The organism is Paraplanobispora takensis, from assembly GCF_016863195.1.
Lineage (GTDB): Bacteria > Actinomycetota > Actinomycetes > Streptosporangiales > Streptosporangiaceae > Planobispora > Planobispora takensis.
The window spans coordinates 1-13193 of sequence record NZ_BOOK01000045.1; the positions used below are offsets into that span (position 1 = coordinate 1).

Consider the following 13193-nt stretch of genomic DNA (forward strand, 5'->3'; position numbering starts at 1 on the left):
GGGCCCGCGTCCCCGGAAAGGGGCGCGGGCCCGCCGTCATCTCATGTGTCCTCCGGATCCGGGCCGGGCGTCCTGCCCGTCCGGATCGGGGTGTACGGGATCAGCCTCCCGCCGCGCGCGGCCGTCCCGGGACGGGCCGTGCGGATCTTTCGCCTATCTCCTGTCGGCGGGCTCGGCGAAGGGGTCTTCGGTCTCGTCGACCGGCGTCGGGTTGTCGCCGGAGCCGAGCTCCCTGCGCAGCCGGTCGAGATCCATGTCGTGGGTGCCGTACTTCAGCTGGCGTGCGACCTTCGTCTGCTTCGCCTTGGCTCGACCCCGTCCCATTGGCTGCACTCCCTTGTATAGGCCGCACTGGGCCTCTCGTCGCTATCGCATCGCCCGCATCTTACCCAAGACGCTTACGAGTTGAAGAACTCTGCAATTTGCTAGTTTGTAAGCGGGTCGCGCCCGCGGCCCGACGGGACCGGAGAACGGACGGGACGCGCGGAAGGCGGGGATCATGGGCGGGCCTGCGGCGGATTCATCGGCGACCACCGGCGGGGCCGGCACGCTCCCCGGCGGAACGATCCGACCATGACCGTGCCGTTGTACCAGGCCAAGGCGGAGTTCTTCCGCACGCTCGGTCACCCGGTCCGCATCCAGGTGCTGGAGCTGCTGCAGAACGGCCCCCTGCCGGTCCGCGACCTGCTGGCCGAGATCGACATCGAGGCCTCCAGCCTGTCCCAGCAGCTGGCCGTGCTGCGCAAGGCCGGGATCGTGACCGCCACCCGCGAGAGCGGCAGCGTCGTCTACGCCCTGTCGGCCCCCGACGTGGCCGGCCTGCTTGCCTCGGCGCGCTGGATCCTGACCGAGGTGCTGGCCGGCCAGGGCGAGTTGCTGGCCGAGCTGCGCGCCGAGGCCGGCCGGGAGTCAGACGCCCCGGCGCGCCGAGGTCCGCAGGTCCGCCAGGAGCTCGGCGCGCTCTGACAGCACGTCGGCGAGGATCGAGCGCGTCACGGTGAGGAGCTTGGCGATGTCCGGGCTGGTCAGCGAGTAGTGGACGGTCGAGCCTTCCTTGCGGGAGAGCACGAGGTTCGCGCGTCGCAGGACCGCCAGCTGCTGCGACAGGTGCGCGGGTTCGATCCCCACCTCGGGGAGCAGCTCGGCGACCGAATGATCCCGCTCGCTGAGCAGTTCCAGCACCCGGATGCGCGAAGGATGCCCGAGCGTTTTGAAGAACTCCGCCTTCAACTGGTACAGCGGCATGCTCATCGCGCCACTCTACCCACCGCGGGAGCCGGTGCCGGAGGCGTTCGGCCCGTCACCCGGACCTCCTGTCACCCGTAGATGGGATCATGGCGGAATGTCCCAGGCCGACCATCGGCGGCGTGCACCGTCCGGCGGGCGCCGTACAGGCAAAATTGGGGCGTGGGCAGGATCAGGACGGTAGAGATGGACGATTGCGAGCGTGGGCGGCTGTCGCCGGTGCTGGGTCAGTTGTTCACCGACGGCGGTGAGGGGCGCAGGCTCGGGATCGAGCTGCCGGCCGGAGACGTGGTCTGGCCGGACCCCGGCTACGCGCGGCTCCTGACCTACGGCCGGCCCGCGTTCTGGCTCAGCGACACCACGGTCCCCGGCGAGCTGTGGGCCGCCCTGCGGGCCGAGCACCCGCATTCGGGGCTGTGGCCCGTCCTGCTGGAGGACTCCGTCCAGCCCTGGTCGGCGGGGCAGGTCGCGCCCGACGCCGCGACCGAGATCGACAACTACCACACCGCCGCGTTCATGGCCGAGGTGTGGGCGGACTGGATCGAGAAGGCCCACCCCGACCAGCTGGAGATCCTCGACCCCTTCGGGACCCGATGCCCCGGCCCGGCCGCGCCCGGGCCGCCGGGCGCCGACCCCGACGCGGTCGCCGACTGGTACGCCGGGATCGTGGCCGAGCGGCGGACCCCGCTCGGGCTGGTGGCGGTGGAGCGGGGGGCCGACGCCCTGGCGGTGATGGGCTGGCAGGGGGCGCTGAACCACAACGAGTGGATGGTCCCGCTGGCGGCCGTGGTGCGCAGCTGGGAGGACCGGTTCGGTGCCCGCCTGGTCGGCATGGGGTTCAACACCCTCGACCTGAGCGTCGCGGCGCCTCCCCGCACCATGGAGCACGCCCTGCACGTGGCCGCCGAGCACTGGACGTTCTGCCCCGACAGCGTCGTGTACGGGGCCGGATCGCTGATCGACTACGCCGAGCAGATCGTGGGCGGGAACGCCTGGTCGTTCTGGTGGGACTGAGCCACCGGCCGGGTCGTACCCGCTGACCGCCCGCCCCCGCCGGCGCCGCGGTTCCCGCTGACCGTCCGTCCCCGCCGGTCACGGCGTGGCCGGTGCGCGGCGCAGTACCAGGTGATCGTCACTGCGGGGGCCCTTGTCGCGCCGGTCCCCGAATGAGATTCTGTTTCCTCCAGAATGAGATTCTGTTCCGGTGGACCCCCGCGGACGGACCAGCACGGCAGGAGGGCCATGACCTCGCGCGCCTCGGCGAACGGCATCGAGATCGCCTACGACACCTTCGGCTCCCCCTCGGGCCGCCCGCTTCTCCTGATCATGGGGCTCGCCTCCCAGATGATCCACTGGGACGAGGAGTTCTGCGGGCTGCTCGCCGACCGAGGCCACTACGTCATCCGGTTCGACAACCGGGACGTCGGGGAGTCCACCCACCTGCACGACGCGGGGGCCCCGGCCCCCGGCACGGACGCGCCGTACCTGGTGGGGGACATGGCGGACGACGCGGCCGGGCTGCTCGACGCGCTCGGGCTGGAGGCGGCCCACGTGGTCGGCGTCTCGATGGGCGGCATGATCGCCCAGTCGATGGCCATCCGTCACCCGGGCCGGGTGCTCAGCCTCACCTCGATCATGTCCACGCCCAGCCCCCAGGCGGCCCCGCCCACCGACGCGGCCATGGCGGCGCTGATGTCGCCGCCCTCGCCGGACCGGGAGACGGCGATCGCGCGGGCGCTGGAGACCTGGAAGGTCATCGGATCGCCGGGATACCCCCTCGACGAGGAGCGGATCGCGAGGATCGCCGGGCTGAGCTACGACCGCGCCTACGACCCGGCCGGGGTGGCCCGGCAGCTCACCGCGATCATCTCCTCGGGCGACCGCGCGCCCCGGCTCAAGGAGCTGTCGGTGCCCGCTCTGGTGCTGCACGGGGAGCAGGACCAGCTGGTGCCGCCGGCCGGCGGGATCGCCACGGCGGACGCGATCCCGGGAGCCAGGCTGGTCACCTACCCCGGCATGGGGCACGACCTGCCGCGCGCCCTGTGGGGTGATTTCGTCGCGGAGATCAGCACTCTGACCTCCGCGGTTCGCTGACCGTTCCGCGGGGCGGCACGGCCCCGCGGCCCGGTACGGCCCGCGCCGGACGCGGGCCGTACCGGTGAATCAGACCTCGAGCTTCTCCTCGATGCCGCGTAGAGTGTGCCGCGCCATCGCCAGGTTGGCCCGGTTGCGGTCGAGCGCGAGATAGAGGAAGAGCCCCTTGCCGCTGCGGCCGGTCACCGGCCGGATCACGTGGTAGGCACCGCTGAGCGTGATGAGGATGTCCTCGATGGAGTCCTTCAGGCCCAAGGAGTCCATCGTGCGGAGCTTGGCCTTGACCACCTCGGTGTTGCCCGCAGCCGCTACCTGGAGGTCCAGATCCTTGGAGCCGCCGAGCGAGCCCAGCGCCATCCCGCTGTTGTAGTCCACGACCACCGCGCCGACGGCGCCGTCGATCGCCATCATCTCCTTGAGAGAGATGTCCATGTTCGCCATTACTTTTCTCCGATCACTGAGTGAGTGACATCCGGGTGGTGATGGCGGCCAGATTCGCCGCCGTTCTGCGGCCCTCCAGTCGCAGCAGCCCGAGGTTGGCCCCCGGGCGGGCGAGGACTGTGAGGACGATCTTGGGGCCGGCGGCGTAGAAGGCCGCGTAGCCGTTGGAACCGGAGATCAAGGTCTCTTCGAAAGTGCCCTTGTCGACCATGCCCGCCATCCGGCGGCTGAGGGCCAGCAGAGCGGAGGAGAGAGCACCGGCCTGCTCGACGTCTCCGGACATGTCGCTGGCTATCGGCAGGCCGTCCACGCTGCACGCGATGCTTCCGTTCACCTCGGGCATGCGCTGGCGCAGCAGGACCATCTCCTGGCGCACCTCGTCCCTCAGTTCCACTGGCATCCTCCTTCCGATCCACTTCAGGGCCCGCAGCCTCAGCGGCATGAGGACTGCCTCACGCGAGTGCCTCCAATGCGTTCCTGAGCCGGATGAGCAGATTCACGTCGCCGGGGTCCGCCGTCGCCGCCGGGAGACCCGCGGGGAACGGGGCGGCCGGGGAACCGCCGGGCTCGCGGTCCGGGGTCCTCTGGCCACCGCCCCGCCGGGGCAGCGCCGGGCCTCCCTCCGGGGGATCGCCCCTCCGGGGCAGTACCGGGCTCTTCTCCGGGGTGTCGCCCCGCCGGGGCGGCGCCGGGCCTCCCTCAGGGGGGCCGCTCCGCCGATCCGGGACCGGGGCCCTGTCCGGGGAGTCACCTCGCCGGGGCGGCACCGGGCTCTTCTCCGGCGGGTCGCCCCGCGGGGCCGGGGCCGCCTGCGCCTGCGCCGCGTCTCCGGCCGCGGCCTCGGGCGTGCACAGCAGTCCCGCCGCGGCGAGCTGCCGTACCGCCAGCAGCACCGAGTAGGCGGGCCGTCCCAGTTTGCGGGCCAGGTCGGCGGGGGTCGCCGTACAGTCCGCACCGACCAGGACCTCCCACTGGAGCGAGGTCAGCACCACCCGCTGGGCGGGGATGCGCGCCACCGGGACGACGGGCAGCGTGTCCAGATCCGTGGACGGCCAGGCCTGGTCCAACTGCACTCTCCTTCGCTTGCACTCCCTGACCAGTCCGGTCGCGTCGAAATACCACTGGGGCCCGAGCCAGTGCCGCTCTCCCGGCCGGAAGCGCGGCCGGGGACCGGCCAGCTGGAGCAGGAAGAACACGGCGTCCATCACCGCTCCGAGCACGCAGAACTCCAGCTCACCCCGGGTGAGCACACCCCGGTCGACCAGCCGGTCGCCGCCCCACCGCTCCTCGCCCGCCGCCTGCCTGGCCTGCCGTACGGCATAGGCGGAGACCCGGCCGCTGGCGGTCAGCAGGTCCTCCACCCGGGGACAGGAAGGGGTCTCCGCGTAGGTGACCCGGCCACCGGTGAGGTACAGCACCCCGGCCTTGCCCAGACGCAGGGCGCCGGTCGCCCGGTCTCCGGCGAGGCCGGTGAGGATGCTCTCGACGGTCGGCATGGCTCAGGTGGTGACGAGCCGGTCGGAGAGCGCCTGGAGCCGATGCCGGGCGAGAGCCAGATTCGACCGCTCCAGATCGAGCCGTACGTATATCGCCAGCGGCCCGTCGAAAACCGTCTCCAACGACCTCAGTAAGTGATATCCGCTGTCCGTGCTTATGATCATGTCGCTGACCCGGACCGCCCCGGTGGGCGACATCATGGCGAGCCCGTCCAGGGTCGCCCGGAGCGTCTCGCTGATCCCCGCGGCCGATTTCTCCACATCACCGTTGAGGCTTCCGCCGCCGGCGGCCACGACCATCCCGCTGGTCTGGTCGATCACGATCGCGTCCAGCGCACCGGGGATCGCCATCACCTCGGTGAGGCATTCTTCGATTCCGAGCACTCGATCTCCCTTGCGATGCGTCTGCGGAAAACGTCGCGGAGAACAGAGTAGGGATATGCCGAAGAGTGGTAAGTGGTCCGATTAACGGATAGATGGAAGGAGAGGCAGGATTTAACTACCGAGTAGAAGGATGTGCACTCCGGGTGGAATGTCGCTTACAGGGAGTCCGTAATCAAGGCCTGCTCATCCGGCCGAAAAACAAGAATGTTCTTCACGTATGAGTCCACGGCGGCCGGCAGCCCGACGTCGTTTCCCGCCGCCTCGGACAGGTACCACCGGTGGTCGAGGACCTCGTGGAAGAGCTGGGCCGGTTCCAGCTTGTGCCGCAGCTCCTGCGGGACCGCCTCGACGGTCGGCTGGAACACCTCGGCCAGCCAGCGGTGCGCCACGATCGCCTCGTCCTCGTGGCGCAGGCCGTAGGAGACCCTGAAGGAGTCCAGGTCGTTGAGCAGCCGCCGCGCCTGGTTCTCCTCCACGTCCAGGCCGGTCAGACGCAGCAGCCTGCGCTGGTGGTGACCGGCGTCCACGACCTTGGGGCGGACGATCAGCCGGCCGGTGCCGGCCTTGCGGCGCACCATCATCTCGGCGACGTCGAAGCCGAGCCGGTTCAGCCGCCGGATCCGCTGGTCGATCATGTGCCAGTCGACCTCCTCGATGATCTCGTCGGAGGTGAGCTCGCCCCACAGGCGGTGATAGCGCGCGCAGACCGAGTCGGCGACCTCCTCGGGGTCGATGGAGGAGTGGAGCAGGCCGCCGGCCTCCAGGTCGAGCATCTCGCCGTAGATGTTGGTGTGCGCGACGTCGATGTCGTGCAGCCGCTGCCCCTCGCTGATCATCGGGTGCAGCTCGCCGGTCTCGGCGTCGACCAGATAGGCCGCGAAGGAGCCGGCGTCCCGGCGGAAGAGCACGTTCGACAGCGAGCAGTCGCCCCAGTAGAAGCCGCTCAGGTGCAGCCGGACGAGCAGTACGGCCAGCGCGTCGAGGAGCCGGTTGAGCGTCTCGGGACGCACCGTCCCCGACATCACCGCCCGGTAGGGGAGCGAGAACTGCAGGTGCTGGGTGATCAGCGCCGAGTCCAGCGGCTCACCGGCCGGGGTGGTCCGCCCGGTGACCACGGCCACCGGCTCCACCGACGGGGTGTCCATCCGGCTCAGGTCCCACAGCAGGCGGTACTCCCGCTTGGCGAAGTGCTCGCTGATCTCCTTGATCGCGTACACCTTGCCGGACAGGCGCGTGAAGCGCACCACGTGCCGGGAGATGCCGCGGGGCAGGGAGACGATGCGGTGCTCCGGCCACTCCTCCAGCGGGATGTCCCAGGGAAGGCGGATCAGGTCCGGATCACTCGGGGCGCCGGTGAGTTGCAGAGGCATGGGTCAACCTTCTCGGACCGGGAAGACGGGCGGGTGGAAGGCACGCTCGACGACGGCCGCGAGCTGCTGGTCGGTGAGCACCCGGGGCTCGCCCACGGCCTTGGCGCGCACGTAGACCTCGCACAGCCACTCCAGCAGGCGGGTCGCCTCGAAGGCCTTGTCGATGTCCGCTCCGATGGTGACCCCGCCGTGGTTGGCCAGCAGCGCGGCCTGCCTGTCCTTCAGCGCGGCCCGTACGGAGGCCGCCAGCTCGGGGGTCCCGTAGGTGGCGTAGTCGGCGACCCTGACGGTGCCGCCGAGCAGCAGCGCGTTGTAGTGGATCGGCGGCAGCTCGTCCATGGTGGTGGCGACCACGGTGGCGAAGGTGGAGTGGGTGTGCACGACGGCCTGGGCGCCGGTGGTCGTGTAGATCGCCAGGTGCATCGGCGTCTCGGAGGAGGGCTGCAGCCCGCCCTCCACGAGGTGGCCCTCGACGTCGACGACCGGGCAGGCCGCGGGCTCCAGCCGGTCGAGGGGGACCCCGCCGGGGGTCACCGCGACCAGGTCACCGGAGCGGATGCTCAGGTTCCCCGCGGTCCCGACGACCAGGCCCGTGTCGGCGGCCCTGCGGCCGTAGGCGCACAGCAGCCGACGCTGCTCGACCAGCAACATGCCCCAAACGTAGGGCGTTGGGATAATTCGTGGCAAATGCCGAGAGTCGCTCCGGACCGGTCTTCATCCGGGCGCGGCGCGGTTTGTCGCCCGCGGGCCGGCGTGATCTGCTGGGGGGATGGACCTGCTTGATGACTCCGAGGTACGGCGGCGGCTGGACGAGGTGCCCCAGTGGCGGCGCGAGGGCGACGAGATCCGCCGGACCGTCAAGGCCCCCGACTTCCCCACCGCGATCCGCATCGTCGACGAGATCGCGGTCGAGGCCGAGAAGCTCAACCACCACCCCGACATCGACATCCGGTGGCGCACCCTGCACCTGGCGCTGACCACGCACGACAAGGGCGGCCTGACCGGCATGGACTTCACCCTGGCCGCCCGCATCGACGAGATCGCCGCCGCCAACGGGGCGTGAGGGGACCGGCCGGGCGGCGTCGGCCGGGGAGTCGCGAATCTTTTCGCAAACACTGAGCGTAGTCGCATGACTACTGGTTAGAGTGAGGCGTCCTCGCCTCACTGACCTAGGAGATGCGATGCGCCTCCCCGTGGTTCTCTCCGCCCTCGCCCTGCTCGCGGCGGCCTGTGGTGGTGCTCAGGAGGCGGTGCATCCCGCGGCGCACGCCGTCACCGAGGCGCCGCCCGGGGTCAAGCTCGTCGGAGGCGGCCCGCTCGGAGCGCCCGCGGCGGGGAGCGCCGCGGTCGCCTACGACAGGAAACTGGTGCCCTCCGGCGCGTCGGCGCGCGTGACGGCCGAGTCGGGGGCGGTCCTGGCCACCTCGACGATCACGGTCGAGGGCTTTCTGCCGCGCCGGACGTACGGCGTGCACCTGCACACGAAGCCGTGCGGCCCCAAGCCCGACGACTCCGGGCCGCACTACCAGCACGCGCACGACCACGCCAGCGCCGACAACGAGGTGTGGCTCGACTTCACCACCGACGGCCAGGGCGCGGCCACCGCGACGGCCAGGCAGGACTGGGCGTTCCCGCCCGACAGGGCGCCGCGCTCCATGGTGATCCACGCCGAGCGCACGAAGGCGGCCGGAGCCAAGGCGGGCTCCGCCGGCCGCCGGATCGCCTGCGTCACCCTCAACGGGGGCTGACCCCCGCCGCCCCGGCGGCCATCCGCTCCGGCGCCGGCTCGTGCCTTCCTCGGGGGAGGGCATGATCCGGCGCCGTGTCGTTCTCCGCCCGCCCGGCCCGGTTCCGCCTCCGCTCGGCCTGCCTCCGTACGGCTCTGCCTTCGCTCGGCCCGCCTCCGTACGGCCCCGCGTCGTCGTACGGCCGCGCCGATCGCCGTCAGCGGGCCCGGGGCCTGCCGAACTCCTCGATCAGGACGGGATACTGCTCCCCGCCGTGTCCGGCGGCGATCGAGCGGTCGGCCATCGCCTTGATCAACCTCGGCAGTTCGGCGTTGACGCCCGCCGCCTCGCTCTCCTCGACCAGGTGCGCCATCGCCCGCGCGTCGGTCTCCAGGGCCGAGACCTCGGCCGGGAAGGAGCCGCTGTCGATCTGCGCGGCGTATCCGGGCAGCCATCCGGCCACGCCGGCGGCGATCTGCTGCGCGAACGGAGCGTACGCCGCGGCCTCGACACCGGCCGTCCGAAGCAGGGCGGTGCCCTGGAGCCAGGCGTTCAGGACGCTCCACATCATGGTGAGGCCGGCCGCGTCGTACAGGGACGCCAGCCCGTGGTCCGCGCCGAGGTGGATGACGGTGCCGAGAGCGTCGAGGATCGGCTTGTGCTCCTCGAAGTCCGCCTGCGGCCCGCTGTGCAGGATCACCGCCTCGGCGGTCCCGATCGCCGGCGGGACGGCCATGACGGCGCCGTCCAGGTAACGGGCGCCGCGCTTGCCGGCCCATCGGGCGCTCTCCCGGGCCTGGGCCGAGGTGCCCGACGTCAGGTTGACCAACGTCGTGCCGTCCGGCTCGGCATCGCCCGCGCCGAGCAGCTCGTGCACGGCCCGGTAGTCGGTGACGCAGATGATCGTCAGAGGGCTCGCCCTGAGCGCGTCGCCGGCCGTCGGCGCCAGGTGTGCCCCCTCGGCCACCAGCCGGTCGGCCTTGGAGGCCGTACGGTTCCACACGGTCGTGGGGTGTCCGGCCTTCAGGAGCGCACCGGCGAGCGCCTGACCCATCAGCCCGAGTCCGATGACCGTCACGGATGTTTCGGTTCTGTTGTTCATGGCAGCATCGTCAACGTTGATACCGGTATGAAGGTCAAGTGAGGTTCCGATGCGGATCGGGGAACTGAGTCGCCGGACGGGCGTCAACTCCCATCAGCTGCGTTACTACGAGGCCCAGGGCCTGCTGGAGGCCGGGCGCGGTGCGAACGGCTACCGCCAGTACGACGAGAGGGCCGTACTGCGGGTGAGGCAGATCCGTCACCTGCTCGGTGCCGGGCTGTCCTCCGAGGACATCGCCTACCTGCTGCCCTGCGCGGTCGGAGAGGCACCGGAGCTTCCCGGATGCCCCGAGCTGCTGGACGCGATGCGGTCACGGCTGCGGCGGCTTGAGGACCAGATGAACAGGATCGCCCGGTCCCGTGACGCCCTCGCCGGCTACATCGCCGCGGCCGAGCGGACGGGCGGCGAGGGCTATCCGCCCTTCGACGGCGCCGAACTGGAGTCCGTCCCCGCCTGAGCGGCCGGCTGCGCCGGACCGGGACCTCCGGGGGCACGCCGCGCGGAGAAGAACGCGACGGCGCCGTCACGCTCGACGCCGACGTCGTCGAAGCCGGCCGCGCAGAGCCAGGATGACAGCTCCCCGGCCGTCCCCACGGTCGCGAAGGGCCCGGCCCGGCGCAACAGCGAGATGATCGCGTCCTGTCGCCGGCCGCCCCCGCGCACCACCGAGGTGCCCCGCAACCGCCCGCCCGGTCGCAGGACGCGGGCCATCTCCGCCAGGGCCGCCGGCGGATCGGGGAAGCAGTGCAGGCCGAAGTAGCTCAGGCACAGGTCGAAGGAGCCCGCGGGGTGGGGCAGCGCGGTCACGTCCCCGCGCAGGAGGACGATGTCCCGCAACCCGTGCCGTGCCGCGTTGGCCCGTGCCCGCCCCACCATCACCGGGGACAGATCGAGCGCCACGTACCGGTGGGAACCCTCCCCGGGCAACCCCCGGAAGGCGACGCCTCCCCCGCAGGGGACGTCGAGCACGCGCCCGCCGTCCGCGAGCGTCCGCAGCTCCTCGATGCCGCGGTAGAACCGCCGCAGATCCGCACCCCACAGCAGCCTGCCGCCGGCCATGCCGATCCGCTCGTGCTCGACCCCGGCGTCGTACGTCACAGCCGTCAGCCGGGCACGTCGCCAATGAGTCACAGCCCAACTTCTCCCGCCTCGCGGCCACCGTCAACGAGCCCCGCCGTCGCCGTCGGCGCGGAGGCCGCAGCGGGCCGGTCGTATGACCGGGGACAGAGGCCGATGTCCTACCGTGGGCAGATGCCGGATGATCTATGAGGCGATACCTTTCCCGTCATGGAATGGGCTGGATGGCGGTTCGGCGGGAAAGACGTCGCCGACGCGGCGGCGGCGGTCGTCGTGGCGCTTCTCATCAGATACGCCATAGTCGATCCGCCGGGACCGTCCTCGCCGTTGCCCACCTGGCTGGCCTGGCCGGTGGCGGCGGTCCTGAGCTTCCCGATCGCCCTGCGGCGGCGCCGGCCGAGAGCCATGCTCGGGTTCGCGTGCGCCGCCGCCGCGGTGGCGACCGCGGCCGGCGCCGTCGCGGCGGGCGCGATCTGGCTGTCGTTCGCGCCGACCGTGCTCGTGCTGTACCTGGTGGCCTCCACCGCCTCGCTCATATGGTCGGCGGCGGCCCTGGCGGCCTGCCTGACCGCCGCGGCGACCGCGATCCTGACCTTCTACATGCAGGTGTTCCCCGGTCTCGAGGTCGGGACCGCGCCCAGCGAGATAGCGCCGGCCTGGCCGGTCGAGATCAGCGTGAACGCTGTGCTGCTGACCGCGGCCTGGGCCCTGGGGGCGGTCGTGCGCTGGAAACGGGACACCACCGCCCGCCTCGTCCGCCACCTCGCCGAGTCCGCGGTGTCCGACGAACGCCGGCGCATCGCGCGGGAACTGCACGACGTCATCGGCCACAGCATGAGCCTGATCACCGTCAAGGCCACCGTGGCCAACCACGTCGCCGACGCCCGCCCGCAGGAGGTGCGCGCCGCGCTGGCCGTCATCGAACAGACCAGCCGGAGCACGCTGGCCGAGATCCACCGGGTGCTCAACCTGCTGCGCTCCGAGGGCGAGCCGCAGCAGGACCACCTGCCCGTGCCCGGCATGGCCGACCTGCCCGAACTGGCCGCCCACGCCCGCTCGGCCGGGGTCGAGGTGGACCTGACCGTCCGCGAGGAGGCCGAGCTGCCCCCCGCGGTCGCGATGTCGGTGTACCGGATCGTGCAGCAGGCCCTGACCAACGTCGTCACCCACGTGGGCCCCACCCGCTGCACGGTCACCGTGGACGTCGGCGGACGGGAGGCCGTGATCGAGGTCCTCGACGACGGCCCCCGCCACGGCCGGCCGCCACGGCCCAAGCACGGCGGGCACGGTCTCGTCGGCATGCGCGAGCGGGTCAAGATCTACGGAGGCGCGTTCAGCGCCGGGCCCCGGCCCGAAGGAGGCTTCCGTGTCTCGGCCCGCCTGCCGTACGGCCTGAACGGCACCGCGACATGAGCACGACACGGGCACCGCGATATCGAACACCGGGACATGAGCACAGTGAGGTTGAGCGGCGACGACATGAACAGTGACGACAGGGTCGGCGACGACACGAGCACCGAGCACACGAGCACCGGGGACATGAGCATCGACACCGCGCAGCACGATCAGCACGACCCGAACGATCCGCCGCCCCTGCGGGTCCTGCTCGCCGAGGACCAGGTCCTGGTCCGTGACAGCTTCAAAATCCTCATCGGCGCCACGCCGGGGATGTCCGTCGTGGGCGAGGCGGGCACCGGCTCCGAAGCCGTGCTCCTGGCCCGCCGGCACCGGCCCGACGTCGTCCTCATGGACGTGCGCATGCCCGAGATGGACGGCATCGAGGCGACCAGGCACATCTGCGCCGACCCCGCGAGCGCCGGCGCGCGAGTGCTGATCCTCACCACGTTCGACCTGGACGACTACGTGTACGCGGCGCTGCAGGCCGGCGCCAGCGGCTTCCTGCTCAAGAGCGCCACCGCGAACGAGCTGCTGTCCGCCATCCGCGTCGTCGCCTCCGGCGAGGCGCTGCTGGCGCCCACCGTCACCCGCCGGCTCATCACCGAGTTCCTGCACGGCCCCCGCCAGGCCCCGGCCGCGCGCGACCTCAACGACGTCACCCAGCGCGAGCGCGAGGTGCTCGCCCTCATCGGCAGGGGCATGTCCAACTCCGAGATCGCCGAGCACCTGCACCTCACCGTCGGCACGGTCAAGACCCACATCGGCCGCCTCCTGGCCAAACTGCAGGCCCGCGACCGGGCCCAGCTCGTCATCGCCGCCTACGAGGGCGGGCTCGTCGCCGGCTCCTCGCCGCGATGAC

The 13193-nt window shown here is 71.5% G+C and carries 18 protein-coding genes; 8 read left to right on the plus strand and 10 right to left on the minus strand.

Features of this window, described 5'->3' with window-relative positions; all coding sequences use genetic code 11:
- Positions 1 to 153 precede the first annotated feature (153 nt).
- Positions 154 to 324 (minus strand): DUF3073 domain-containing protein, encoded by a 171-nt coding sequence (locus tag Pta02_RS29300; protein ID WP_203878203.1) that lies wholly within the window; start codon positions 322 to 324, stop codon positions 154 to 156.
- A gap of 249 nt (positions 325 to 573) precedes the next feature.
- Here Pta02_RS29300 and Pta02_RS29305 point away from each other — a divergent pair, with 249 nt between their 5' ends.
- Entirely contained in the window at positions 574 to 966 is a 393-nt protein-coding gene (locus Pta02_RS29305; RefSeq protein ID WP_203878204.1) for an ArsR/SmtB family transcription factor, read from the plus strand.
- Here the strand turns inward: Pta02_RS29305 and Pta02_RS29310 are convergent.
- The gene (locus Pta02_RS29310) at positions 910 to 1251 is read right to left on the minus strand and encodes an ArsR/SmtB family transcription factor (protein WP_203878205.1); all 342 of its coding nucleotides are present in this window, start codon (positions 1249 to 1251) and stop codon (positions 910 to 912) included. The two genes, Pta02_RS29305 and Pta02_RS29310, sit on opposite strands and share 57 nt — an antisense overlap.
- A gap of 180 nt (positions 1252 to 1431) precedes the next feature.
- Here Pta02_RS29310 and Pta02_RS29315 point away from each other — a divergent pair, with 180 nt between their 5' ends.
- Together Pta02_RS29315 and Pta02_RS29320 are read left to right on the plus strand one after the other, a co-directional pair.
- The gene (locus tag Pta02_RS29315; RefSeq protein WP_203878206.1) at positions 1432 to 2259 is read left to right on the plus strand and encodes a DUF4253 domain-containing protein; all 828 of its coding nucleotides are present in this window, start codon (positions 1432 to 1434) and stop codon (positions 2257 to 2259) included.
- A gap of 228 nt (positions 2260 to 2487) precedes the next feature.
- Complete coding sequence (locus Pta02_RS29320; protein WP_203878207.1) at positions 2488 to 3339, plus strand: alpha/beta fold hydrolase; 852 nt, start codon at positions 2488 to 2490, stop codon at positions 3337 to 3339.
- A gap of 69 nt (positions 3340 to 3408) precedes the next feature.
- Here Pta02_RS29320 and Pta02_RS29325 read toward each other — a convergent pair whose 3' ends face one another.
- The 6 genes from Pta02_RS29325 to Pta02_RS29350 all read right to left on the minus strand — a co-directional run bounded on the left by Pta02_RS29325 (position 3409) and on the right by Pta02_RS29350 (position 7681).
- Positions 3409 to 3780 (minus strand): hypothetical protein, encoded by a 372-nt coding sequence (locus Pta02_RS29325; protein ID WP_203878208.1) that lies wholly within the window; start codon positions 3778 to 3780, stop codon positions 3409 to 3411.
- 13 nt (positions 3781 to 3793) lie between these two features.
- Complete coding sequence (locus tag Pta02_RS29330) at positions 3794 to 4174, minus strand: roadblock/LC7 domain-containing protein (RefSeq protein WP_203878209.1); 381 nt, start codon at positions 4172 to 4174, stop codon at positions 3794 to 3796.
- A 58-nt stretch (positions 4175 to 4232) separates the two neighbouring features.
- Positions 4233 to 5276 carry a hypothetical protein gene (locus Pta02_RS29335; RefSeq protein ID WP_203878210.1) on the minus strand — a complete coding sequence of 348 codons (1044 nt, stop codon included), beginning with the start codon at positions 5274 to 5276 and terminating at the stop codon, positions 4233 to 4235.
- A gap of 3 nt (positions 5277 to 5279) precedes the next feature.
- Positions 5280 to 5660 (minus strand): roadblock/LC7 domain-containing protein, encoded by a 381-nt coding sequence (locus Pta02_RS29340; protein ID WP_203878211.1) that lies wholly within the window; start codon positions 5658 to 5660, stop codon positions 5280 to 5282.
- Between the two features lie 155 nt (positions 5661 to 5815).
- A complete protein-coding gene (locus Pta02_RS29345) occupies positions 5816 to 7030 on the minus strand; it encodes a DUF4032 domain-containing protein (RefSeq protein ID WP_203878212.1) in 1215 nt (404 codons plus the stop codon).
- 3 nt (positions 7031 to 7033) lie between these two features.
- Complete coding sequence (locus Pta02_RS29350; protein WP_203878213.1) at positions 7034 to 7681, minus strand: class II aldolase/adducin family protein; 648 nt, start codon at positions 7679 to 7681, stop codon at positions 7034 to 7036.
- Between the two features lie 118 nt (positions 7682 to 7799).
- Between Pta02_RS29350 and Pta02_RS29355 the strand changes: the two genes are divergently transcribed.
- Positions 7800 to 8093 carry a 4a-hydroxytetrahydrobiopterin dehydratase gene (locus tag Pta02_RS29355; RefSeq protein WP_203878214.1) on the plus strand — a complete coding sequence of 98 codons (294 nt, stop codon included), beginning with the start codon at positions 7800 to 7802 and terminating at the stop codon, positions 8091 to 8093.
- A gap of 118 nt (positions 8094 to 8211) precedes the next feature.
- Positions 8212 to 8778, plus strand: a complete 567-nt coding sequence (locus Pta02_RS29360; protein WP_203878215.1) for a superoxide dismutase family protein — start codon at positions 8212 to 8214, stop codon at positions 8776 to 8778.
- Positions 8779 to 8974: 196 nt separating this feature from the next.
- On the opposite strand, the gene Pta02_RS29365 is transcribed toward Pta02_RS29360, so the two are convergent.
- The gene (locus Pta02_RS29365) at positions 8975 to 9859 is read right to left on the minus strand and encodes an NAD(P)-dependent oxidoreductase (RefSeq protein ID WP_203878216.1); all 885 of its coding nucleotides are present in this window, start codon (positions 9857 to 9859) and stop codon (positions 8975 to 8977) included.
- Positions 9860 to 9908: 49 nt separating this feature from the next.
- Here Pta02_RS29365 and Pta02_RS29370 point away from each other — a divergent pair, with 49 nt between their 5' ends.
- On the plus strand, positions 9909 to 10316 hold the full coding sequence (locus Pta02_RS29370) for a MerR family transcriptional regulator (protein ID WP_203878217.1): 408 nt from the start codon (positions 9909 to 9911) through the stop codon (positions 10314 to 10316).
- Here Pta02_RS29370 and Pta02_RS29375 read toward each other — a convergent pair.
- Complete coding sequence (locus tag Pta02_RS29375; protein WP_203878218.1) at positions 10271 to 10957, minus strand: class I SAM-dependent methyltransferase; 687 nt, start codon at positions 10955 to 10957, stop codon at positions 10271 to 10273. The genes Pta02_RS29370 and Pta02_RS29375 overlap by 46 nt on opposite strands.
- A 189-nt stretch (positions 10958 to 11146) precedes the next feature.
- On the opposite strand from Pta02_RS29375, the gene Pta02_RS29380 reads away from it, so the two are divergent.
- Both Pta02_RS29380 and Pta02_RS29385 read left to right on the plus strand, forming a co-directional pair.
- Positions 11147 to 12349 (plus strand): sensor histidine kinase, encoded by a 1203-nt coding sequence (locus Pta02_RS29380; RefSeq protein ID WP_203878219.1) that lies wholly within the window; start codon positions 11147 to 11149, stop codon positions 12347 to 12349.
- A 126-nt stretch (positions 12350 to 12475) separates the two neighbouring features.
- A complete protein-coding gene (locus Pta02_RS29385; RefSeq protein WP_203878286.1) occupies positions 12476 to 13192 on the plus strand; it encodes a response regulator in 717 nt (238 codons plus the stop codon).
- Position 13193 lies beyond the last annotated feature (1 nt).

Excerpts from the sequence above, each read along its gene's own strand:
- Pta02_RS29300 (WP_203878203.1), bottom strand. The coding sequence starts at position 324 with ATGGGACGGGGTCGAGCCAAGGCGAAGCAGACGAAGGTCGCACGCCAG.
- Pta02_RS29305 (WP_203878204.1), top strand. The coding sequence starts at position 574 with ATGACCGTGCCGTTGTACCAGGCCAAGGCGGAGTTCTTCCGCACGCTC.
- Pta02_RS29310 (WP_203878205.1), bottom strand. The coding sequence starts at position 1,251 with ATGAGCATGCCGCTGTACCAGTTGAAGGCGGAGTTCTTCAAAACGCTC.
- Pta02_RS29315 (WP_203878206.1), top strand. The coding sequence starts at position 1,432 with ATGGACGATTGCGAGCGTGGGCGGCTGTCGCCGGTGCTGGGTCAGTTG.
- Pta02_RS29320 (WP_203878207.1), top strand. The coding sequence starts at position 2,488 with ATGACCTCGCGCGCCTCGGCGAACGGCATCGAGATCGCCTACGACACC.
- Pta02_RS29325 (WP_203878208.1), bottom strand. The coding sequence starts at position 3,780 with ATGGCGAACATGGACATCTCTCTCAAGGAGATGATGGCGATCGACGGC.
- Pta02_RS29335 (WP_203878210.1), bottom strand. The coding sequence starts at position 5,276 with ATGCCGACCGTCGAGAGCATCCTCACCGGCCTCGCCGGAGACCGGGCG.
- Pta02_RS29345 (WP_203878212.1), bottom strand. The coding sequence starts at position 7,030 with ATGCCTCTGCAACTCACCGGCGCCCCGAGTGATCCGGACCTGATCCGC.
- Pta02_RS29350 (WP_203878213.1), bottom strand. The coding sequence starts at position 7,681 with ATGTTGCTGGTCGAGCAGCGTCGGCTGCTGTGCGCCTACGGCCGCAGG.
- Pta02_RS29355 (WP_203878214.1), top strand. The coding sequence starts at position 7,800 with ATGGACCTGCTTGATGACTCCGAGGTACGGCGGCGGCTGGACGAGGTG.
- Pta02_RS29360 (WP_203878215.1), top strand. The coding sequence starts at position 8,212 with ATGCGCCTCCCCGTGGTTCTCTCCGCCCTCGCCCTGCTCGCGGCGGCC.
- Pta02_RS29365 (WP_203878216.1), bottom strand. The coding sequence starts at position 9,859 with ATGAACAACAGAACCGAAACATCCGTGACGGTCATCGGACTCGGGCTG.
- Pta02_RS29370 (WP_203878217.1), top strand. The coding sequence starts at position 9,909 with ATGCGGATCGGGGAACTGAGTCGCCGGACGGGCGTCAACTCCCATCAG.
- Pta02_RS29380 (WP_203878219.1), top strand. The coding sequence starts at position 11,147 with ATGGAATGGGCTGGATGGCGGTTCGGCGGGAAAGACGTCGCCGACGCG.
- Pta02_RS29385 (WP_203878286.1), top strand. The coding sequence starts at position 12,476 with ATGAGCATCGACACCGCGCAGCACGATCAGCACGACCCGAACGATCCG.